The organism is Streptomyces sp. NPDC005281 (genome assembly GCF_040607495.1).
In the GTDB taxonomy this organism is placed as follows: domain Bacteria; phylum Actinomycetota; class Actinomycetes; order Streptomycetales; family Streptomycetaceae; genus Streptomyces.
The window spans coordinates 370748-391963 of sequence record NZ_JBEXGX010000003.1; the positions used below are offsets into that span (position 1 = coordinate 370748).

The 21216-nt window shown below is 70.2% G+C and carries 16 protein-coding genes and 4 tRNA genes; 9 read left to right on the forward strand and 11 right to left on the reverse strand.

The annotated features are described in order from the left end of the window. Positions 1 to 271: 271 nt before the first annotated feature. The 4 genes from ABZV42_RS06830 (at position 272) to purM (ending at position 4496) form a co-directional block, all read left to right on the forward strand. Positions 272 to 1066: a sterol carrier family protein gene (locus ABZV42_RS06830; protein WP_355984090.1), complete on the forward strand. Its 795-nt coding sequence runs from the start codon at positions 272 to 274 to the stop codon at positions 1064 to 1066. A gap of 198 nt (positions 1067 to 1264) precedes the next feature. Continuing rightward, positions 1265 to 1765, forward strand: coding sequence for an META domain-containing protein (locus ABZV42_RS06835; RefSeq protein WP_355984089.1), 501 nt, complete (start codon positions 1265 to 1267; stop codon positions 1763 to 1765). A gap of 61 nt (positions 1766 to 1826) precedes the next feature. Continuing rightward, the gene (purF, locus tag ABZV42_RS06840; protein WP_355984088.1) at positions 1827 to 3353 is read left to right on the forward strand and encodes an amidophosphoribosyltransferase; all 1527 of its coding nucleotides are present in this window, start codon (positions 1827 to 1829) and stop codon (positions 3351 to 3353) included. A gap of 42 nt (positions 3354 to 3395) precedes the next feature. Then, positions 3396 to 4496 (forward strand): phosphoribosylformylglycinamidine cyclo-ligase, encoded by a 1101-nt coding sequence (gene purM, locus ABZV42_RS06845; protein WP_355984087.1) that lies wholly within the window; start codon positions 3396 to 3398, stop codon positions 4494 to 4496. Positions 4497 to 4742: 246 nt separating this feature from the next. On the opposite strand, the gene ABZV42_RS06850 is transcribed toward purM, so the two are convergent. Next, a complete protein-coding gene (locus tag ABZV42_RS06850) occupies positions 4743 to 4997 on the reverse strand; it encodes a DUF3073 domain-containing protein (RefSeq protein WP_355984086.1) in 255 nt (84 codons plus the stop codon). A gap of 301 nt (positions 4998 to 5298) precedes the next feature. Continuing rightward, positions 5299 to 6393, reverse strand: coding sequence for a Glu/Leu/Phe/Val dehydrogenase dimerization domain-containing protein (locus ABZV42_RS06855; protein WP_355984085.1), 1095 nt, complete (start codon positions 6391 to 6393; stop codon positions 5299 to 5301). 222 nt (positions 6394 to 6615) lie between these two features. Here ABZV42_RS06855 and ABZV42_RS06860 point away from each other — a divergent pair, with 222 nt between their 5' ends. Beyond that, positions 6616 to 7464, forward strand: coding sequence for a hypothetical protein (locus ABZV42_RS06860; RefSeq protein WP_355984084.1), 849 nt, complete (start codon positions 6616 to 6618; stop codon positions 7462 to 7464). Positions 7465 to 8235: 771 nt separating this feature from the next. Further along, positions 8236 to 8442, forward strand: coding sequence for a developmental transcriptional regulator BldC (gene bldC, locus ABZV42_RS06865; RefSeq protein ID WP_003949541.1), 207 nt, complete (start codon positions 8236 to 8238; stop codon positions 8440 to 8442). 467 nt (positions 8443 to 8909) lie between these two features. On the opposite strand, the gene ABZV42_RS06870 is transcribed toward bldC, so the two are convergent. The 9 genes from ABZV42_RS06870 to ABZV42_RS06910 all read right to left on the reverse strand — a co-directional run bounded on the left by ABZV42_RS06870 (position 8910) and on the right by ABZV42_RS06910 (position 16790). Then, positions 8910 to 9107, reverse strand: coding sequence for a DUF6274 family protein (locus ABZV42_RS06870; protein WP_355984083.1), 198 nt, complete (start codon positions 9105 to 9107; stop codon positions 8910 to 8912). Between the two features lie 283 nt (positions 9108 to 9390). Next, positions 9391 to 9465, reverse strand: a tRNA-Asp gene (locus tag ABZV42_RS06875). Positions 9466 to 9594: 129 nt separating this feature from the next. Continuing rightward, positions 9595 to 13572: an ATP-dependent RNA helicase HrpA gene (gene hrpA / locus ABZV42_RS06880; RefSeq protein ID WP_355984082.1), complete on the reverse strand. Its 3978-nt coding sequence runs from the start codon at positions 13570 to 13572 to the stop codon at positions 9595 to 9597. 82 nt (positions 13573 to 13654) lie between these two features. Further along, entirely contained in the window at positions 13655 to 14032 is a 378-nt protein-coding gene (locus tag ABZV42_RS06885) for a hypothetical protein (RefSeq protein WP_355984081.1), read from the reverse strand. Positions 14033 to 14335: 303 nt separating this feature from the next. Then, positions 14336 to 14409 (reverse strand) — tRNA-Phe (locus ABZV42_RS06890). Positions 14410 to 14433: 24 nt separating this feature from the next. Beyond that, positions 14434 to 14508 (reverse strand) — tRNA-Asp (locus ABZV42_RS06895). 48 nt (positions 14509 to 14556) lie between these two features. Next, a tRNA-Glu gene (locus ABZV42_RS06900) sits at positions 14557 to 14629 on the reverse strand. 156 nt (positions 14630 to 14785) lie between these two features. Then, entirely contained in the window at positions 14786 to 16339 is a 1554-nt protein-coding gene (locus ABZV42_RS06905; protein ID WP_356051033.1) for a metallophosphoesterase, read from the reverse strand. 100 nt (positions 16340 to 16439) lie between these two features. Next, complete coding sequence (locus ABZV42_RS06910; RefSeq protein ID WP_355984079.1) at positions 16440 to 16790, reverse strand: metallopeptidase family protein; 351 nt, start codon at positions 16788 to 16790, stop codon at positions 16440 to 16442. A gap of 163 nt (positions 16791 to 16953) precedes the next feature. Here ABZV42_RS06910 and ABZV42_RS06915 point away from each other — a divergent pair, with 163 nt between their 5' ends. The 3 genes from ABZV42_RS06915 to ABZV42_RS06925 form a co-directional block, all read left to right on the forward strand. After that, positions 16954 to 18201 carry a serine hydrolase domain-containing protein gene (locus tag ABZV42_RS06915; protein ID WP_355984078.1) on the forward strand — a complete coding sequence of 416 codons (1248 nt, stop codon included), beginning with the start codon at positions 16954 to 16956 and terminating at the stop codon, positions 18199 to 18201. A gap of 193 nt (positions 18202 to 18394) precedes the next feature. Further along, positions 18395 to 18913 carry a hypothetical protein gene (locus ABZV42_RS06920; RefSeq protein WP_355984077.1) on the forward strand — a complete coding sequence of 173 codons (519 nt, stop codon included), beginning with the start codon at positions 18395 to 18397 and terminating at the stop codon, positions 18911 to 18913. 460 nt (positions 18914 to 19373) lie between these two features. Next, a partial coding sequence (locus ABZV42_RS06925) for a DEAD/DEAH box helicase (RefSeq protein ID WP_356051034.1) occupies positions 19374 to 21216 on the forward strand: 1843 nt, incomplete at its 3' end.

Consider the following 21216-nt stretch of genomic DNA (forward strand, 5'->3'; position numbering starts at 1 on the left):
CCCCGCCCGTTCCGACGGGCGGGGCCTTCGCCGTGCCGGGACCGGTTCGGTCTCCCGGGGCGGGGCGGAGGGGTCCTTCGCGTCGCCGGACCTGGGAAGCCTCAGTGCGAGCGGCGCGGCGAGGGCCATCGGCGTGGTTCCTCCTCGGAACACGGACGTAAACCATGACGAACCCGTCCAGCGGCATGGCGATTCCGCCCGGAGACCGGCCCGCACCGCACCGCCGTGAAATCCCCGGTCTCCCGGGCGGGGCAGCCCGTAGGCTCGCCGTATGACCACAGCCCGGAAACGCGCGCGCACCTACGACTCCGCCAAGATCCGGGCGGCGGTGCTCGCCCAGTTCGGGAACGTGAGGGACGGTGTACGGGCCCTGGACGAGGAGCAGTTGGCCCGGCCCGCAGGGCTCGGGGACTGGAGCGTGCGGGAGTTGGCCGCCCATCTCACGATGGCCGTCGACGGCGTGAGCCGGCATCTCGACCTGCCCGCGCCTCCCGCGAAGGAACTCGCCCTGCTGGAATGGCCGTTCGGGACCGCGGCCCGCGCCGGGAAGATCGCCGACGGCACGCGCGCGCTCGCCGACGGCAACCCCGACCTCGAGGCGCTGTACGCCGGCGCCGAGCGGCGGATCACCGCGCACCTGGCGACGGCCCCCGACGACAGGCTGCTCGCGGTGCCCGCCGGGGCGATGACCCTCGCCGACTTCCTCGTCACCCGCACCGTCGAACTCGTCGTCCACACCGACGACCTGAACCGTGCCGCCGGCACCGACATCCCCTTCGACCGCGGGGCCCTCGCCGCCTGCACCCGGCTGCTCGCCGACACCCTCGCCGTGAAGGCGCCGGGCGCCTCGACGGAGGTCAGGATCCCGCCGTACGCCGTCGTGCAGTGCGTGGAGGGACCCCGGCACACCCGCGGCACCCCGCCGAACGTCGTCGAGACGGACCCGCTGACCTGGATCCGGCTCGCGACGGGACGTACCGAGTGGAAGGCGGCGCTGGACGAGGTGAAGGTCAGCGCGAGCGGCGAGCGCGCGGACCTCGGCGGCCTGCTCCCCCTGATGGGGTGACCCGCACACCGCTGACGGGTCGGCCCCAAGAGGTCCGCGCCGCCCGACGGGTCGGCCCAAGGGCCCCGTGCCGCGCACCGCTGACGGGTCGGCCAAGGAGCCCGCGCCACCGCTGCGAGGGCCCGCTCGGCCCTCGACGGGACGCGCCCGTCCGGCCTCCGGGAGGAACCGGTCGCCCGCTCCTCCCGTCACACCTGCATGGACAAGCGGCTGACGACCCTCGGTGTCCTCGCCCTGCTTCCCCTCGCCGCCGCGTGCGGTACCCGGGCGGCGGGGGACGGTTCCGCCCGGACGGAGACGGCGCCGGTGACCGGCGTGCACCGGACGGCCGACGGCCGGGCCCAGGAGCGGGAAGCACCCTTGCGGGGGACGAAGTGGACGGTCACGGCACTGGGTGACAACAACGTCTCCCGGCCGCTCCCGAAGGGGGCGAACGCCTACTTCGTCCTCGGTGAGGACGGCACCCTCGACGGTCTCCTCGGCTGCAACCACGCGTCCGCCCAGGCCACCGTCGGCGACGGACATATCACCCTCGGGCGGGCCAGGACCACCCGCATGATGTGCCAAGACTCACTCATGAGGATCGAGAAGACCCTGCTGGGGCTCTTCGACGGCAAGGTCGCGTACATGTTGGATCATGACGGCATCGCGCTGACCAGCGCGAACGGCACCGTTGTCAGCGCTGTGGCCGACGAGTGATCCACTGAGGGCCCGTATCCCCAATTCGGACCAGTGGTCGATCTCGCCTACACTCGGTGCCGTGCCACGTGGTGACGGTCGACTCAATCATGATCTGCTCCCCGGTGAGAAAGGCCCCCAGGACGCTTGCGGCGTCTTCGGTGTCTGGGCTCCGGGCGAAGAGGTCGCCAAGCTCACTTACTTCGGGCTCTACGCCCTCCAGCATCGGGGTCAGGAATCCGCGGGAATCGCGGTCAGTAACGGCTCCCAGATCCTCGTCTTCAAGGACATGGGCCTCGTGTCCCAGGTCTTCGACGAGACCTCGCTCGGTTCGCTCCAGGGTCATATCGCGGTCGGTCACGCCCGCTACTCGACCACCGGTGCCTCCGTGTGGGAGAACGCCCAGCCGACGTTCCGTGCCACCGCGCACGGTTCCATCGCGCTCGGCCACAACGGCAACCTCGTCAACACGGCGCAGCTCGCCGAGATGGTCGCGGACCTGCCCAAGCAGGAAGGCCGCACCACCCGTGTGGCGGCCACCAACGACACCGACCTGCTCACCGCGCTCCTCGCGGCCCAGGTCGACGACGACGGCAAGCCGCTGACCGTCGAAGAGGCTTCCGCCAAGGTCCTCCCCCAGGTCATGGGCGCCTTCTCGCTCGTCTTCATGAACGAGCACACCCTCTACGCGGCCCGTGACCCGCAGGGCATCCGCCCGCTGGTCCTCGGACGCCTGGAGCGCGGCTGGGTGGTGGCCTCCGAGTCCGCCGCCCTCGACATCTGCGGCGCCAGCTATGTGCGCGAGATCGAGCCGGGCGAGTTCGTCGCCATCGACGAGAACGGTCTGCGCACCTCGCGATTCGCGGAAGCGAAGCCCAAGGGCTGCATCTTCGAGTACGTCTACCTGGCCCGCCCCGACACGGACATCGCCGGCCGGAACGTGTACCTCTCGCGCGTCGAGATGGGCCGCAAACTCGCCAAGGAAGCCCCGGTCGAAGCCGATCTGGTGATAGCGACCCCGGAGTCCGGGACACCCGCCGCGATCGGTTACGCGGAGGCCTCCGGCATCCCGTTCGGCGCCGGACTGGTCAAGAACGCCTACGTCGGCCGGACCTTCATCCAGCCGTCGCAGACGATCCGCCAGCTCGGAATCCGCCTGAAGCTGAATCCGCTCAAGGAAGTCATCAAGGGCAAGCGCCTGGTCGTCGTCGACGACTCGATCGTGCGCGGCAACACCCAGCGCGCCCTGGTCAGGATGCTCCGCGAGGCGGGTGCCGCCGAGGTCCACATCCGGATCTCCTCCCCGCCCGTGAAGTGGCCCTGCTTCTTCGGCATCGACTTCGCGACCCGCGCCGAGCTGATCGCGAACGGCATGACCATCGAGGAGATCGGCACCTCGCTCGGCGCCGACTCGCTCTCGTACATCTCCCTGGACGGGATGATCGAGGCGACCACGATCGACAAGCCGAATCTGTGCCGCGCCTGCTTCGACGGCGAGTACCCGATGGAGCTTCCCGACCCCGAGCTGCTCGGCAAGCAGCTCCTGGAGACCGAGCTGGCCGCGGGTCCCGCAGCCACGGCCGCGGCTGACGCCATCCGTCGCCCGTAGCGCCGCAGAGCCCCGTTTCACCGACCCGAAAGATCCCAGGCAATGTCTGCTGTATCCGATCAGTCGACTTCGTCGACGGGCACTGGTTCCGGCGCGTCCTACGCGTCCGCCGGAGTCGACATCGAGGCGGGCGACCGCGCCGTTGAGCTGATGAAGGAGTGGGTGAAGAAGACGCAGCGCCCCGAGGTCCTCGGCGGCCTCGGCGGTTTCGCCGGCCTCTTCGACGCTTCCGCCCTCAAGCGGTTCGAGCGCCCGCTGCTCGCCTCCGCCACCGACGGCGTGGGCACCAAGGTGGACATCGCCCGTCAGCTCGGCGTGTACGACACCATCGGCCACGACCTCGTCGCGATGGTCATGGACGACATCGTGGTGTGCGGCGCCGAGCCGCTCTTCATGACCGACTACATCTGTGTGGGCAAGGTCCACCCGGAGCGCGTGGCGGCCATCGTGAAGGGCATCGCCGAGGGCTGTGTCCTCGCGGGCTGCGCCCTGGTGGGCGGCGAGACGGCCGAACACCCGGGTCTGCTCGGCCCGGACGACTTCGACGTGGCGGGCGCCGGTACCGGCGTGGTCGAGGCCGACCAACTGCTCGGCCCGGATCGCATCCGTACGGGTGACGCGGTGATCGCCATGGCTGCCTCCGGTCTTCACTCGAACGGGTACTCGCTCGTCCGCCACGTCCTCTTCGACCGGGCGAACCTGCGCCTGGACCAGCACATCGAGGAGTTCGGCCGCACGCTCGGCGAGGAGCTCCTGGAGCCCACCAAGATCTACTCGCTGGACTGCCTGACGCTGACGAAGAGCACCGAGGTGCACGCCTTCAGCCACATCACCGGCGGCGGCCTGGCGGCCAACCTGGCCCGGGTGATCCCGGACGGTCTGCACGCCGTGGTCGACCGCGAGACCTGGACCCCGGCGCCGGTCTTCGACCTGGTCGGCAGGACCGGCGGTGTCGAGCGCCTGGAACTGGAGAAGACGCTGAACATGGGCGTCGGCATGATGGCGATCGTCCCCGAGGAGTCCGCCGAGGTCGCCCTCGCCGTCCTCGCGGACCGCGGAGTGGACGCCTGGATCGCCGGTGAGATCACCGAGCGCGGCGACCACACGACGGGCGCCGCACTCGTCGGCGACTACGCGAACTGAGACCCGCGCGACGGGAGCCGAAGCCGGCGGTCACGCGGGCGGAGGCTCCCGGAGCGGCACGACGGGTTTCCCCGAGCCGTGCGAAAAGGGTCCCTGAGCAGCACGAAACCCGGTCCGGCGCTGAGGCCCCGGACCGGGTGAGGTGCGGTCGCTACGAGAAATCCGCCAGGCGGGATCTGCCAGTAACCCACGCCAGGAGATCCGCCAACAGAAGAGATCGCGGAAACTGCGAGGGACGCTGTTGCGTCAAGCGCCGCGACGTTGCGACTGAGGACCGGACTGGTCGTCCTCTTCCTCGTCGTCGTCGTTGTAGAGATCCGCGTACTGTGCGTACGGGTCCTCTTCCTCGTCGTCGTCCTCGAACGGCTCGCCATTCGGCGGCTGGCTCGAAGTCGAAGCGCCCAGCTCATTGGCCAGACGCGAGAGGTCAGTCCCGCCGCTGCTGTACTTCAGCTGGCGGGCGACCTTCGTCTGCTTGGCCTTTGCCCGGCCGCGCCCCATGGCTCGACCCCCTCGGATACGGGGCTCGACGGCCCCAGAGTCTTGACACGCGTTCATGATCTGGAACGGACTCTCCGTGGAGAGACCGGTCCGTAGGGCTTCCACGGTACCTGAGCCCGCGCCCATACGGTACGTCGCCCGCAGCACGCGCCTTCACCCAGAACCCGCGAGGTGCCCTGTCCTCGCTGGTCAACCGCGATTTTAACCCCTTCTTGGGCCACGACCCGCCGACAGACGTGAGAGTTCTCTCCCAACCGGCTGTCGGCGGGTCCCTGACAAGGGCCGATGGCCCCGAAAGGCGTCAGCCGCGCCGGGCCTCCGCCATCCGCTGCTCGGCGATCCGGTCGGCCGCCGCGGCCGGCGGGATCCCGTCCTGCTTCGCACGTGCGAATATGGCCAGAGTGGTGTCGAAGATCTTCGTGGCCTTCGCCTTGCACCGGTCGAAGTCGAAGCCGTGGAGCTCGTCGGCGACCTGGATGACACCGCCCGCGTTCACGACGTAGTCGGGGGCGTACAGGATCCCGCGGTCCGCGAGGTCCTTCTCCACACCCGGGTGCGCCAGCTGGTTGTTGGCCGCGCCGCACACGATCCTGGCGGTGAGCACCGGCACGGAGTCGTCGTTGAGCGCCCCGCCCAGCGCGCAGGGCGCGTAGATGTCGAGGCCCTCGGTGCGGATCAGCGTCTCGGTGTCCGCGACGGCCGTGACGCCCTCGGGGTGCCGGTCCAGGATCCGCCGCACGGACTCGGCCCGCACGTCCGTGATCACGACCTCGGCGCCGTCCTCGCGCAGGTGCTCGACCAGGTGGTGGCCCACCTTGCCGACGCCCGAGACGCCGACCTTGCGGCCCCGCAGCGTCGGGTCGCCCCACAGGTGCTGAGCGGAGGCCCGCATGCCCTGGAAGACACCGAAGGCGGTCAGGACCGACGAGTCGCCCGCGCCGCCGTTCTCCGGGGAGCGTCCGGTCGTCCACCGGCACTCACGTGCCACGACGTCCATGTCGGCGACATAGGTGCCGACGTCGCACGCCGTGACGTAGCGGCCGCCGAGCGAGGCGACGAACCGGCCGTAGGCGAGGAGCAGCTCCTCGGACTTGATCTGCTCGGGGTCGCCGATGATGACGGCCTTGCCGCCGCCGTGGTCGAGTCCGGCCATGGCGTTCTTGTACGACATCCCGCGCGCGAGGTTGAGGGCGTCGGCGACGGCCTCCTGCTCACTCGCGTACGGGTAGAAGCGCGTGCCGCCGAGGGCGGGGCCCAGTGCGGTGGAGTGGATGGCGATCACGGCCTTGAGGCCGCTGGCGCGGTCCTGGCAGAGCACGACTTGCTCATGACCCCCCTGATCCGAGTGGAACAGGGTGTGCAGTACATCAGCAGGCGCGCCGGTTACGTCGGTCACTGTGGTGACTCCCAGGTAAAAAGCGGCGGTTGGGTGCGGTGCCCGTGCGGATGGCGGGCTCCGTGGGAATGAGACTAGAGCCTGGGCCGACCCGCCCTCGGCGCAGTGTTCAGGATCACCTACGGGCGGGGTACGGCCGTGGTTCGATTTGCATAGATTTCTCTTCAGGTTCCGATCGGTTCTCGCTGGTTTTCCCGGTGGTCGACGGGGGAGGGAGCAGGCGTGCCCAAGGTGTCCGCGGTGATCGTCCCCTACACGTCGTATCTACGCGTGTACGAGCCACTGGCCGCGTTCCCCGAGTCCGAGCGCGCTCACTGGACGCGCTACGCCCGGCGCGCCGAGCGCCCCTCGTACCAGGACGAGCTGCGCCGCTCGCTGGCCGATCTGCTGCCCACCCCTCCGGTCCCCGTGCCGGTGCACGAGAGCGGCGACGCGTTCGTCACCGAAGTGGACGGGGTGGTGTGCGTCTGTCCCTGGCGCACCCGGCTGCGCGGCTGGCAGGCCCTGGACGAGCTGGGCGAGGAGCTCCCCGCGTCCGTCCTGGACGCGGTGCTGCCGCCACTGGTGCGCCGTCAGGCGGCGCTCGACTACGAGCGCTGGCTGGTGCGCAACCCCGACGCGCGCCCATGGATCCGCACCTCCACCTGGCAGGTGCCGCTGAACTGGTTCGTCCTCGTCACCGACGAGGAGCGGGAGTACGAGAAGGGGGCGGGTCCCGGCGGGGCCGCGCCGCTGCTGCGCTACCGGACGCCGATGGTGCAGGCGCGCCGGCGCACGGCGCGGGCCCTGCGCACGCTCCGGGACGCCCTGGACGAAGGGCCGCTCATCGAGGGCCTGGTGGACGTGGGGCGCTGGCTGGAGGAGTTCCATCCGCGCTCGCTGGTCGAGCTGGACTACGGCGGGCTCGTGCACACGCTGCCGGCCGGTCATCTGGAGGACGACCACTCCGCCGCCGACGTGGCCGAGGGCATCGAGGCGCTGCGCACCGGGGACGGGGCCAGGGCGGGCGAGGCGTACGGCCGGCTGGTGGAGCGCTGGCGGTCGGTCAGGGACCGGCGTTCGTCGAACTGAGGCACGGCGGGGGCGATCCCGGGCACGTGGCCCGAGGAGCGTGGCCCGAGGAGCGCGGCCCGAGGAGCGCGGCCCCACGAGCGTGGCCCCACGAGCGAGGCCCCGGGCACGCGGCCCCGGGCGGCGCGGTGGGGGTCCCCGGTCGGCGTGCCGGGCGGGCGGTCATGGGCGGACGCCGGCGGTGCGGCCCGTGTCCGGTGGTTCGGGTGGGGCGGGAGGGGGTCCCGGGGCGCCTGGCGCAGATGTGATCTGCTTCTCACAGGTTTCGGTCGAACTCGCGTATGGTCCTCACACGCTGAAGAACCCTCACGTCAGGGACGTAGGGCCCGTTCCGGGCGTATACGTCAACTGCTGTCAAGCGTGACGGACGGCACTTACCCGGCTCTTGCATCGCTTCCCCCTCCTCGTGTCAAAATAGGACAAGGAGCCCGGGGGAGGGCTCCCTCCGCCCGCTTTTGGGGGGGAATCTCGGCATTGCGCGCTTTTAGGACGTCTGGTGACTCCTGATCGCCCCTGTGACTGATCGTCACAGGGGCGTGACTGTCCGCTATGGCATGGTCCATCGGCTTCCGTCGCTGATGAACACCTGGGAGGGCAATTCCATCGGTTTGGCCGACGCGGCTGGACGGATGGTGTAGTTGTAGTGCCGAGGACAAGCCGTTCGTCCTATAACCGACTCGACTCGCGTCCGCCATTTCGGGCAACGCGGGTCAAGGTGCAGAATTTAGAGGAAAGAACCGAGAAGGTTCGGTTCTCCCGAGGAGGCCGCTCATGACCGCTCGCACCCCTGATGCCGAGCCGCTGCTGACCCCCGCTGAGGTCGCCACGATGTTCCGCGTCGACCCCAAGACGGTCACGCGGTGGGCGAAGGCCGGCAAGCTCACGTCCATCCGCACGCTCGGAGGGCACCGTCGTTACCGCGAGGCTGAGGTCCGCGCACTGCTCGCGGGTATCCCGCAGCAGCGCAGCGAAGCCTGAGTCATCGCATAACCGGACAGATCGACGGATCCCCCAACCCGTCGAGACGTCCACACCACAGCTCCAAGCGACGCGGGTTCTGCCCCAACAGAGCCTTCGCCCAAGCGTTACTGACACTTGAACAAGGTGCGTCGTAGATCGCGCTGGACTCCGCCGGGTCCAGCGCGATTTTTTTTGTGCGTTCTACGCACCTCCGCGGCCGTCCTGTGAGCGGCCTTGTCGGAGTCTGGGGGCGGGTGTCGGATCGGCTGTGGACGCCCTCGACGAGCAGTGCAATTGCACATATAAAATTGACTGGTTGTAGGAGGGGGGTAAGTTCCACACTTCTGAAAACATATGCGGTGACTCCCGTCACATGCCACAGTCCTTGTCCGCCGAGAGCCTTCTGCGCTAGGGGAGTTGGGGTTGCGATGGGGCGTGTCGGGCGGGCGCGCGACCTGGGCGGGAGTCGCGGAAGGTGGCCCCGGTCACGTCGTCGGGGGGCTTTCGTCCTCCGCGGTGGCCTCGGGGTCCTGCTCGTCGTTCGGGACGGCTTCCACGGCCATGGCCAGTCGGGCGAGCTGATGGCAGATCGGGCAGTGCCGCGTCAGGTGGCGGTACCCGGAGGCGGCCGCCAGGTGGGCTCGGAGCAGAGCCCGGGTCTCGTGCCGAGCGGACACCGCCATACGCACCTCCGGAGGGCCGGCAGGGCGAGGGCCCTGGATTCCGGGGTACCGGCGGAATGTGACGCCGTCAAGGGACGCGAACGCACCGTAAGGGCGCTCCAGGAGATGCTGCGGCCGTGCGCGGACCGGTGCGCGCACGCGAACCCGGCCGGTGGGCGCGCGTGAACCTGGCCGATGGGCGGGCCGGCGCGGTGCCGGGGCACGCGCGCGGCCCCGCGGCGAGGACGCGAACGGCCGGGCATACGAAAAGGCCCGGAGCTTTCGCTCCGGGCCTTTTTTCGTGCGGTCCTGACGGGATTTGAACCCGCGGCCTCCACCTTGACAGGGTGGCGAGCACTCCAAACTGCTCCACAGGACCTGGCGCCTCTCCCAAGTCCTCAAGACCCTGGGGGAGTTTCGCAGCGACTTGTTCTTGCGCTGTGCTGCGAAACGAGACTGTACATGAGGTCGGCCCCCGGGGTCGAACTGACCGCACGTGCGGGCGCCGTTACGGGGCGGCGGCGTCGATCGCCTTCACGATCCGCTTGTCGGAGACCGGGTACGCCGTGCCCAGCGCGTGGGCGAAATAGCTGACCCGCAGCTCCTCGATCATCCAGCGGATGTCCAGGACCGACGAGGGCACCGGCCGGCCCTGCGGCAGCTGCTCCAGGAGCCAGGCGTACTCGTCCTGCATCTCGTGGACCTTCTCCATGCGGCTGGTGTCCCGCTGGGCACCGGTCGGCATCTGCTGGAGACGCCGGTCCGCGGCGACCAGATAGCGCATCAGGTCCGGCAGCCGCCGCAGTCCCGTCGCCGTGACGAAACCGGGCTTCACAAGGGCGTCCAGCTGCCCTCGTACGTCCGCCAGGTTCGCCAGCAGGGTCGGGCTCCTGACGCCCTTCAGGCGGCGCTCACAGGCCTGCCAGGCGGCGAGCACCTGCTCCACCTGTCCGACCGTGCGCACGGTCGTGTCGACGATCTCCGCCCGCACCTTGTCGTACAGCTTCCGGTAGGACTCCTCGTCCCAGGCCGGGCCGCCGAAGTCCGCGATCAGCTTGTCCGCGGCGGCCATCGCGCAGTCGTCGAAGAGGGCCTGGACCGAGCCGTGCGGGTTCGCCGACAGGGCGAGCTTCTGGGCGTTGGTGAGCTTGTCCGAGGCGAACTTGCCCGGGTTCACGGGGATGTTCCGCAGGATCAGCCGGCGGGTGCCCTTCCACATGGCCTCGGCCTGCTCGGCCTCCGTGTCGAAGAGCCGCACCGAGACGGTGTTCGCCGCCGGCCCGTCGTCGACCAGCGCCGGATACGCCTTCACCGGCTGGCCGGCCCGGCGCGTCTCGAAGACCCGCCTGAGCGAGCCGATCGTCCAGTCGGTCAGCCCCGAGCGTTCCAGGGACTCGCCGCCCTCGCGCTCCGCCGTCGCCGCGGCCGCCTGCGAGATCGCCTGCCGCGCCTTCGGCTTCAGCCGGAGCTTCAGGGCATCCAGATCCTTGTCCTCGGCGAGCTTGCGGCGTCGCTCGTCGACGATCCGGAAAGTGATCTTCAGATGCTCGGGGAGCCGCGACCAGTCGAAGTCGTCGGCCGTGAGCGGCACTCCGACCATCCGCTTCAGCTCGCGCGCCATGGTCAGCGTCAGCGGCTCCTGGAGCGGTACGGCCCGCTCCAGGAACTTCTGGGCGAAGTTCGGCGCGGGAACGTAGTTCCGCCGGATCGGCTTCGGGAGCGAACGGATCAGCTCCGTCACCACTTCCTCCCGCAGCCCCGGGATCTGCCAGTCGAAGCCCTCGTCCGTGACTTGGTTCAGCACCTGGAGCGGGACGTGGACGGTCACACCGTCCGCGTCCGCGCCCGGCTCGAACTGGTAGGTCACCCGGAACTTCAGCCGCCCCTGGAGCCAGGAGTCGGGGTAGTCGTCCTTCGAGACCGCACCGGCCCGGTCGTTGATGAGCATCGAGCGCTCGAAGTCGAGGAGTTCGGGCTCCTCGTGCCGCTTGTGCTTCCACCAGGAGTCGAAGTGCGCCCCGGACACGACGTGTTCGGGCACCCGCTGGTCGTAGAAGTCGTACAGCGTCTCGTCGTCGACCAGGATGTCCCGGCGGCGGGCCCGGTGCTCCAGCTCCTCGACCTCGGTGAGCAGCTTGCGGTTGTCGGCGAAGAACTTGTGGTGCGTACGCCAGTCGCCCTCGACCAGCGCGTTGCGGATGAACAGCTCGCGGCTGGCCTCCGGGTCGATCCGCCCGTAGTTCACCTTCCGCTGCGCCACGATCGGCACGCCGTACAGCGTGACCTTCTCGTACGCCATCACGGCGGCCTGGTCCTTCTCCCAGTGCGGCTCGCTGTACGTCCGCTTGAGGAGATGGCCGGCCAGCGGCTCGACCCACTCCGGCTCGATGCGGGCGTTGACGCGCGCCCAGAGCCGCGAGGTCTCGACGAGCTCGGCGGACATCACGAAACGCGGGGGCTTCTTGAAGAGCGCCGAACCCGGGAAGATCGCGAACTTGGCGCTGCGCGCGCCCAGGTACTCGTTCTTGCCCGTGCTCTTCCCGCTCTCCCCGCCGGTCTCCTTCACGTCCTTCATGCCGACGTGGGAGAGCAGACCGGCGAGCAGCGACACATGGACGCTCTGCTCGGGCGCGTCCTCCTCGTTCAGGTGGATGTCCATCTGCTTGGCGACGGTCCGCAGCTGGCTGTAGATGTCCTGCCACTCGCGGATGCGCAGGAAGTTCAGGTACTCCTGCTTGCACATCCGGCGGAACGCGGACGAGCCCCGCTCCTTCTGCTGCTCGCGGATGTAGCGCCACAGGTTCAGGAAGGCGAGGAAGTCGGAGGTCTCGTCCTTGAAGCGTGCGTGCTGCTGGTCGGCCTGCGCCTGCTTCTCGGAAGGCCGCTCGCGCGGGTCCTGGATGGAGAGCGCGGCCGCGATCACCATGACCTCACGGGCGCAGCCGTTCTTGTCGGCCTCCAGGACCATTCGGGCGAGCCGGGGGTCGACGGGCAGCTGGGCGAGCTTGCGGCCGGTCGGCGTGAGCCGCTTGCGCGCGTCCTTCTCCGTCGGGTCCAGCGCGTTCAGTTCCTGGAGGAGCTGGACGCCGTCGCGGATGTTGCGGTGGTCCGGCGGGTCGAGGAAGGGAAACTTCTCGATGTCGCCGAGGCCGGCCGCGGTCATCTGGAGGATGACGGAGGCGAGGTTAGTACGCAGGATCTCGGCGTCGGTGAACTCCGGGCGGGCGAGGAAGTCGTCCTCGGAGTACAGCCGGACGCAGATGCCGTCGGACGTACGGCCGCAGCGGCCCTTGCGCTGGTTGGCGCTGGCCTGGGAGACCGCCTCGATGGGCAGCCGCTGGACCTTGGTGCGGTGGCTGTAGCGGGAGATACGGGCGAAGCCGGGGTCGATGACGTACTTGATGCCCGGCACGGTCAGCGAGGTCTCGGCGACGTTGGTCGCCAGAACGATCCTGCGCCCGGTGTGCTGCTGGAAGACGCGGTGCTGCTCGGCGTGCGAGAGCCGCGCGTACAGCGGCAGGACCTCCGTGAAGCGGTAGTTCTTCTTGGTCAGCGCGTCCGCCGTGTCGCGGATCTCGCGCTCTCCGGACAGGAAGACCAGGATGTCGCCCTTGCCCTCGGCCTGGAGCTCCTCGACGGCGTCGCAGATCGCGGTGATCTGGTCGCGGTCCGCGTCCTCGGAGTCCTCCTCCAGGAGCGGGCGGTAGCGCACCTCCACGGGATACGTCCGGCCGCTGACCTCGACGATCGGGGCCTCGCCGAAGTGCCGGGAGAAACGCTCCGGGTCGATCGTCGCGGAGGTGATCACGACCTTGAGATCGGGCCGCTTGGGCAGCAGCTGGGCGAGGTAGCCGAGCAGGAAGTCGATGTTGAGGGACCGCTCGTGGGCCTCGTCGATGATGATCGTGTCGTACGCGCGCAGCTCGCGGTCCGTCTGGATCTCGGCGAGCAGGATGCCGTCCGTCATGAGCTTGACGAAGGTGGCGTCCGGGTTCACCTGGTCGGTGAAGCGGACCTTCCAGCCGACCGCCTCGCCGAGCGGGGTGTCCAGCTCGTCCGCGACCCGCTCGGCGACCGTACGGGCGGCGATGCGACGGGGCTGGGTGTGCCCGATCATGCCGCGCACGCCACGGCCCAGTTCCATGCAGATCTTCGGGATCTGGGTGGTCTTGCCCGACCCGGTCTCACCGGCGACGATCACCACTTGGTGATCACGGATGGCCTCCGCGATCACGTCCTTCTTCTGGCTGACCGGCAGCTGCTCGGGATACGTGATGGCAGGCACGCGGGCGCGGCGCTCGGCCATGCGGGTCTCGCCCCTGGCGACCTCCGCCTCGATCTCGGCGAACACGGCGGAGCGGGCTTCGGGCTTATGGATCTTGCGCGCGCCTTCGAGCCTGCGCCCGAGCCGGTGCGCGTCGCGCAGGGACAGCTCGGCCAGGCGGGCGGCGAGATCGCCGAGGGCGGGGGCGGGGTGCGTAGACATACGCGGTCCAGGATCTCATCCCGATGAAATCCGTGGCGAACCCTTTTGTTGCGACGCCGCCACGGGGGCCGGCGACCCGGGGTCAGGGGGCGCGCTGTGCGGGCGGTGCGGGCGTTCCGGCGGCGGGGACGGCGGCCGCGGGAGTCCCGCTCTCGGGTGCGGGGTCCTGGGCGGCGGGGTGCGCGGGCTCCCGCCGGGGAGCCGACGCGAGGGCGATGGACCGCGCGGTGTTGGAGACGGCCTTGATGCCCAGGTAGGCGGTGGTCATGCTGCTCACCGCGGTGAACGCGGCGGTGAGCACGCCGACGATCACGGCCTTGTCCCCGTCGAGCCGCCACACCCCGAAGACCGCGACTCCGACGATGCCGAGATTGCTCATGACGACCGCGATCAGCCCGTACCGCGCCCGGTCCTTCTCCAGCTCGGTGTCCTGCGTCGTCCCGGTCTTGTCCCGGCTCATGTCATCCCCCCGAAGGAACCCGATCGATCAGCCAGAGAAGCTAGCGCCGAGCGGGCGCGGTGCCAAGCGGACCGATCTTTACCGGTCACACCCGTCCCTTTACCGGTCACACCCGTCCCCCCGTACGGACGAGGGGCGGACCCGTCCGGGTCCGCCCCTCGTCAAGCCGTCCGTACGGGTGTCACCGCACGTCGACGTAGTCCTCCCTGCCCTCGCCCACGAAGTGCTTGTTCCGAACCCCGCTGAGGGTTTCGTGAACGACGAAAACCCCCTCCGGTTGACCCGAAGGGGGTTTTCGTATAGTGGCTGGGGCCGGGATCGAACCGGCGACCTATCGCTTTTCAGGCGATCGCTCGTACCAACTGAGCTACCCAGCCACGAGGTTTCCGGAGAAACCTCAGCGGTCCTGACGGGATTTGAACCCGCGGCCTCCACCTTGACAGGGTGGCGAGCACTCCAAACTGCTCCACAGGACCAAGCTTTGTGCGCGAACCAGTAACGCCAGTGTCGCACACGGTATTGCGTGCCCCCAACGGGATTCGAACCCGTGCTACCGCCTTGAAAGGGCAGCGTCCTAGGCCGCTAGACGATGGGGGCGAACAGCCGTACCGCTCCGCTTCGCCCCGAAGGGGTTCCGCTTCTCCTTCGCTTCGACAGAAGCTCGGGACGGTCAGGCCCTGACCGGCGCCCTTGGGCACGAACAGACTGTACTACGTGGCCCGGACGCGGGCCAAACCGGATTAGGGAGGGCGCTCAGGGCCGGTTCTCCTCGGGGAGGTGGCGGCTGACCTCGGCCGTCGTGAGGCCGAGACCGCCCAGCCTGATCTCGTCCCAGGCCTGGAGCCGACGGGTGTCGCGGTCCATGTAGAGAACCGAGGCCTCGATCGGCGCCGGGTACTGGCGCTCGACCGCCCGCAGCCCGCTTCCGCCCGTCGAGCCCTCGACCCGCAGTCGGGTGCCGTACTTCATCACCTCCATCTCCTCGTGGTGCAGATGGCCGGCGAGCACCAGGGGCACCACGCCGTCCGTCCCGCGTGCGGCGACCGGCTCGTGGGCGATGGCGACGTCGACCGGGGTGCCAGCGGCGCGCTGGTCGCGCAGGGCCGAGGCCAGCCGGGCGCCCGCGAGGTCCTCCGCCGCGTCGCCGCCCGGTGCGACCGAGCGGTCGGGCGTGAACTGGGGGTCGCCGATGCCGGCGAAGCGCAGGCCCGCGACCGTGACCGCCCGGCCGTCGTCGAGGACGTGCACGTTCTTCAGGTGTTCGAGGTAGCGCTGCGTCTCCCGGGAGTCGTGGTTGCCGCGTACCCAGACGTACGGGGCTCCCAGGTCCGGGATCGGGTCCAGGAAGCCGTTCTCGGCCGTCGAGCCGTGGTCCATCGTGTCGCCGGAATCGACGATGACGTCGATGGCGTACTGCTTCACGAGCGAGGCGATGATCTTCCAGCTCGCCGGGTTCAGATGGATGTCGGAGACGTGGAGCACCCGGATCGTGCTCGGGTCGGGCTCGTAGACGGGAAGGGTGGAGGTGACGTCGTACAGCTTCGTCACGTTCGTCACCAGGCGCGCCAACTCCTCCTGGTAGACGTTGAATTCGCTGACGATGTTGCGGGCGTCGCCGACCAGGGACGGTGCGGAGGCGAGTAGCCCGGAGTACCTCGGCTCCAGGACCGACTTGGGGTTCCAGGTGGCGAAGGCGGTCGCTCCCGAGGCGGCCAGCAGACAGAGGGCGAGGCCGCCGGCGGCGAGGGCGCGGCCCGGGCGGCGGTAGACCGCGAGGCCGAGGGCGGAGGCGCCGGCGACCACGGCTATGCAGGAGCGGACGGCCAGGTCGAGGGTGCCGTGCTCGACGTCCCGTACGACCTCGTCCTGGAGTCCGGCGAGCCGCTCCGGGTGTTTGACGAGTGCCTGGGACCGCTCCGGGTCGAGCCGGTCCACGTCCACGTCCAGGCGCAGCGGGGCCTCGTGGCTGCGCAGCTCCAGCGCGCCGAGCGGAGAGATGTTGATCTTCGTGCCGCCGGTGAGGGAGGGGCGCAGGGTCATGGTGGTGTTCATGGGACCGACCGGGACGCGGACGTTCCCCACGACCAGCAGTCCGAGCCAGGCGCCGAGCAGCACCACGCACACCAGCCCGAGGGCACGGGTGTACGGGTTCTGCCCGGCGGCGAGTTCGAGCGCCGGGCTCTGCCGGCGGCCGGGCGCGGGGGCGCGGCCGGGCCGGAGCGGGCGCCCGGGGGTGAGCGCGCGCAGCGCCCGGCGGGCGCCGTCGGTCGTACGGCGGACGGTGGCGGCAACGGGGACGCGGGCCATTTGTCCCGTCTGCCCAAGGGGCGGGGCGGGTATGCGGGGTTCCGCACCCCCGCGCCCGGCCGGACCCCCGCGCCCGGCCGCGGGATCCTCGGCTGTCCGGTCAGCCCCAGCCCAGCTCGTGCAGCCGGTCGTCGTCGATGCCGAAGTGGTGGGCGATCTCGTGGATCACGGTCACGGCGACCTCGTGGACGACCTCGTCCGTGGTCTCGCACCTGCGCAGCGTGGGGCCCATGTAGATCGAGATGCGGTCGGGGAGCACCCCGGCGTACCACTCGCCGCGGTCGGTGAGCGGGGTGCCCTCGTACAGGCCCAGCAGTTCGGGGTCGTCCGCCCCAGGTTCGTCCTCGACGAACACGGCGACGTTGTCCATGACCCGGGTCAGCTCGGGCGGGATCCGGTCCAGCGCCTGGCTCACGAGCTCTTCGAAGGTTTCGCGCGTCATCTCCAGCACCACGCCATTGTCGTGGATGGCGCGGTGCCGGCGGCGGACGACAGAGACCCGGACGGGCCGGAATCCGGCGGGGAAACGGGATGCCTGCCCCACATGGGGTGTCTCGAACCGGTTTCGGAGTGTTCTGTCGAACGGTCCCCTGACGTCCGGTGATAGTGCGGGCATGACACGCACCCCTTCCCCGGCCCGACCGGGCGCGCGCGCCCGTGCCCGCAAGGCCCTCCTGTGCGCCGCCCTCCTCGCCGTCACGGTCCAGACCGCCGCCGCGCCGGCGTTCGCCCGGGCGTCCGGAGGCGGGCACGGAAGCGACTGTGTGAGGACCGCGAGACCCCTGGGCGGCGAGGCCCGCGAGGTTCTCGGCATCACCCGGAAGGCCAAGGCCGACCTGCATCTGAAGTCGGTGGAGCTGAAGGTCACCCGAGGCGGGCGCGAGGTCCTCACCGACGCGCTCGGCGAGTCCATGACCGGTGTCCCGGCCGAGCCGGACATGCACTTCCGCGCCGGTTCCGTCGTCTTCTCCTACGTCGGCACGGCGCTGCTCCAGCTCGTCCAGGAGGGGAAGGTCCGCCTCGACGACACCGTGGAGCGCTGGCTGCCGACGCTGCCCAAGGCGAACCGGATCACCCTGCGCATGCTGGCCACCAACACCACCGGGCTGCACGACTACGTCACCGACCCGGCCTTCCTGGCCGAGCTCGAGGCCCACCCGTTCCGCCAGTGGACCCCGAACCAGCTGCTCGCGTACCCCTACAGTCACTCGTTCTGGTACGCGCCGGGCACCAACTGGAGCTATTCGCACGCCAATTACCTGCTGCTGATCCAGGCGCTCGAGAAGATCACCGGCACCCGGATCGACAGGTTCCTGCGGGAGCGGATCACGGGTCCGCTGGGGCTCGACAACACCCGGAACAACTTCACCCCGGACATCCCGCGCCGGGTCCTGCACGCCTTCACCTCCGAGCGGGGCCTGTACGAGGAGTCGACCTTCTGGAACCCGTCGTGGACCACCGCGCCCGGCGCCGTGATCACCACCCACGTCTGTGACCTGGCCCGTTCGGCGCGGGCCATCGGCAGCGGGCAGCTCATCTCGCACCGCTCCTACCGCACGCTGCTCAACCCGGGCACGGTCGGTCTCGGCCACCCGACCGCCAAGTGCCCGGCCACGGTGTGCCTGGAGCAGACCGAGGCCAAGCACTTCGGACTCGGCGTCATCGTGATCAACGGATGGGTCCTCCAGAACCCGTCGTTCTCGGGCTACGCGGCGATCCAGGCGTACCTCCCGTCCGACCGTCTCGCCATCGCGGTCAACGCCACCAAGACCAAGGACACGCCCGACGGCAACATGGCCGAGGTGGTCGCGCAGCGCATCGCCGCGGCGCTCGCCCCGCAGGCCCCGCTGGCGGTCGGCTGACCCGCCGCGCCGCCCGGATCGCGCCTCGCGGCGCGGGCGCCGCGGGCCGCGCGGACGCCCCCCTGGCCCGGTTGGGCCCGGGGGGCGCGTGTCCTCCCGCGGGCGGCGGGAGTTGGACAGGGAGAACTCCCGTTTCTCCCCACGCTCCCGGCTTCTTCCGAGCGGGGGACACCCCGTTCGGAGGTGGCCGCCCGTGCGCGCCTTGTACGTACCCGCCCGTCTGGCCGCCGCGGTCCTGGCCGTGGCAGCCACCGCCGGCTGCATGAGCGTCGGCGCCGACGCGGGGCGGCCCGAACCCTCCCATTCGGCGGGCAGACGGGTCGGCGGGGTGCCCGGTGGCGGGGCGGCGGCCGGCGGTGCCGGAATCGGGTCGTACGGCGGGAAGAGCGGTAAGGCGGGCAAGGGCGGCAAGGCCTCGGCGAAGCCGGGGGAGTCCGCGTCCGACGACCCGTCGGCGTCGGCGTCCCCGGGCGCGAAGCCGTCCGCGAAGGCGACGGACAAGGGCGGGGGCCCGTCCAAGGACTCCGCGTCGCCGGGAGACGAGCCGAGTCCCACACGTACGACGGCGGAGCCGACCCCCGAGCCTCCGCCGGTCTCGTCGCCGGCGCCGCCCGATCCCGGAACGGCGGAGCCCTCGTCGTCGGCGCACGAGCAGCCGGTGACGCAGCTGATCCAGCGGGAACCCGCCCCCGAGGCGGGCTCGCCCGTGTAGCGGGCGCCAGGCGGGCGGGGCCCGGGCGAAGGGCTGCACCCGGCGTCGGCGCAGGGAGCGCCGGGTCTTCCCTGTCGGGTGCCGACGCAGTCCGTGTCGGGCGTTTCCGCCGGCTGTCGCCCGGCGCCCTCGCCGGTCGATGTGGCGGGGTTCACGGTCCCAGGAGCCCCGGATGTGGCCCGTTCAACAGCGCGGTCGGCGCGGGCAAGGTAGCTTTGATGACGCGAGCAGGTGGCTGATAGTGCACCCTCACCTGGTCGTATGGGGCTCAGTTTGCCTTCATGGGGGAAGGGTGCGTATGGTAGTAGATCGTTTGATCCCATTTGCCCGGCGCCGCCGCAGAGAGCGCCGCGTGGCGCGTACTCTCCCTTGCCGTGGCCGGACCGCATAGAGGCGGTCGTTTGCGACTTCACGGAGTTTGGGCGCGTGCCGAAGAAACTCCGGAAGGTTCGCATTTCGCATGTCAATTTCCAGTACTGATCACGTCGTCGTGCCCGAGAACGACCAGAACGACACCGCGGTCGAGGCCGTCGAGACCATCGAGGTCGTCGAGACGATCGAGGCCATTGAGACCGTCGAGGTCGTCGAGGCCGTCGAGTCCGAGCCCGAGATCACCTTCGAGAGCCTCGGCCTGCCCGAGGGTGTCGTCCGCAAGCTCGCGCAGAACGGCGTGACCACCCCCTTCCCGATCCAGGCCGCGACCATCCCGGACGCCCTGGCCGGCAAGGACATCCTCGGCCGTGGCCGCACCGGCTCCGGCAAGACCCTCTCCTTCGGTCTGCCGGCCCTGGCGCAGCTCGCCGGCGGCCACACCGAGAAGAAGAAGCCCCGCGCCATCATCCTCACGCCGACCCGTGAGCTGGCCATGCAGGTCGCCGACGCGCTCCAGCCCTACGGCGACGTCCTCGGCCTCAAGATGAAGGTCGTCTGCGGCGGTACGTCGATGGGCAACCAGATCTACGCCCTGGAGCGCGGCGTCGACGTCCTCGTCGCCACCCCGGGCCGTCTGCGCGACATCATCAACCGCGGCGCCTGCTCGCTGGAGAACACCCAGATCGCCGTCCTCGACGAGGCCGACCAGATGTCGGACCTGGGCTTCCTGCCCGAGGTCACCGAGCTGCTCGACCAGGTCCCGGCCGGCGGCCAGCGCATGCTGTTCTCCGCCACGATGGAGAACGAGATCTCCACGCTGGTCAAGCGCTACCTGACGAACCCGGTCACGCACGAGGTCGACAGCGCCCAGGGCAACGTCACCACGATGTCGCACCACATCCTCATCGTGAAGCCCAAGGACAAGGCGCCGGTCACCGCCGCGATCGCCTCGCGCAAGGGCCGCACGATCATCTTCGTCCGCACCCAGCTGGGCGCCGACCGTATCGCCGAGCAGCTGCGTGACGCCGGTGTGAAGGCCGACGCGCTGCACGGCGGCATGACGCAGGGCGCCCGTACCCGGACGCTGGCCGACTTCAAGGACGGCTACGTCAACGCGCTCGTCGCCACCGACGTCGCCGCCCGCGGTATCCACGTCGACGGCATCGACCTGGTCCTGAACGTGGACCCGGCCGGCGACCACAAGGACTACCTGCACCGCTCCGGCCGTACCGCCCGCGCCGGCCGCTCCGGCACCGTCGTGTCGCTGTCGCTGCCGCACCAGCGCCGCCAGATCTTCCGGCTGATGGAGGACGCGGGCGTCGACGCCGCGCGTCACATCATCAACTCGGGCACGGCCTTCGAGCCCGAGGTCGCCGAGATCACCGGCGCCCGGTCGATGACCGAGGTCCAGGCCCAGTCCGCGGGCGACGCCGCCCAGCAGGCCGAGCGTGAGGTCACCCAGCTCACCAAGGAGCTGGAGCGGGCGCAGCGCCGTGCGACCGAGCTGCGCGGGGAGTCCGACCGTCTGGTCGCCCGTGCCGCGCGTGAGCGGGGCGAGGACCCGGAGGTGGCCGTAGCGGCTGCCGCCGAGGCCGCCGCCGAGCAGGCCGTCGTCGCCGAGGCCCCGGCCGCCGTCGAGGCGGACGAGCCGCGTCAGCGCCGCGACGAGCGGGGCAACTACGAGCGTCGTGACAACGACCGCGGCGGCTTCCGCCGTGACGACAACCGTGGTGGCGGCTTCAACCGCGATGACCGTGGTGGCCGTTCGTTCGAGCGTCGTGACGACAACCGTGGTGGCGGCCGTGACGACAACCGTGGTGGCGGCTTCCGTCGCGACGACAACCGTGGTGGCGGCTTCAACCGCGATGACCGTGGTGGCCGTTCGTTCGAGCGTCGTGACGACAACCGTGGTGGCGGCCGTGACGACAACC

What these genes read in the sequence shown, in the direction of transcription:
- purM (WP_355984087.1), top strand. Translation starts at nt 3,396, where the DNA reads ATGTCTGCTGTATCCGATCAGTCGACTTCGTCGACGGGCACTGGTTCC.
- ABZV42_RS06835 (WP_355984089.1), top strand. Translation starts at nt 1,265, where the DNA reads ATGGACAAGCGGCTGACGACCCTCGGTGTCCTCGCCCTGCTTCCCCTC.
- ABZV42_RS06850 (WP_355984086.1), bottom strand. Translation starts at nt 4,997, where the DNA reads ATGGGGCGCGGCCGGGCAAAGGCCAAGCAGACGAAGGTCGCCCGCCAG.
- ABZV42_RS06830 (WP_355984090.1), top strand. Translation starts at nt 272, where the DNA reads ATGACCACAGCCCGGAAACGCGCGCGCACCTACGACTCCGCCAAGATC.
- bldC (WP_003949541.1), top strand. Translation starts at nt 8,236, where the DNA reads ATGACCGCTCGCACCCCTGATGCCGAGCCGCTGCTGACCCCCGCTGAG.
- ABZV42_RS06915 (WP_355984078.1), top strand. Translation starts at nt 16,954, where the DNA reads ATGACACGCACCCCTTCCCCGGCCCGACCGGGCGCGCGCGCCCGTGCC.
- ABZV42_RS06870 (WP_355984083.1), bottom strand. Translation starts at nt 9,107, where the DNA reads ATGGCGGTGTCCGCTCGGCACGAGACCCGGGCTCTGCTCCGAGCCCAC.
- ABZV42_RS06905 (WP_356051033.1), bottom strand. Translation starts at nt 16,339, where the DNA reads ATGGCCCGCGTCCCCGTTGCCGCCACCGTCCGCCGTACGACCGACGGC.
- ABZV42_RS06885 (WP_355984081.1), bottom strand. Translation starts at nt 14,032, where the DNA reads ATGAGCCGGGACAAGACCGGGACGACGCAGGACACCGAGCTGGAGAAG.
- hrpA (WP_355984082.1), bottom strand. Translation starts at nt 13,572, where the DNA reads ATGTCTACGCACCCCGCCCCCGCCCTCGGCGATCTCGCCGCCCGCCTG.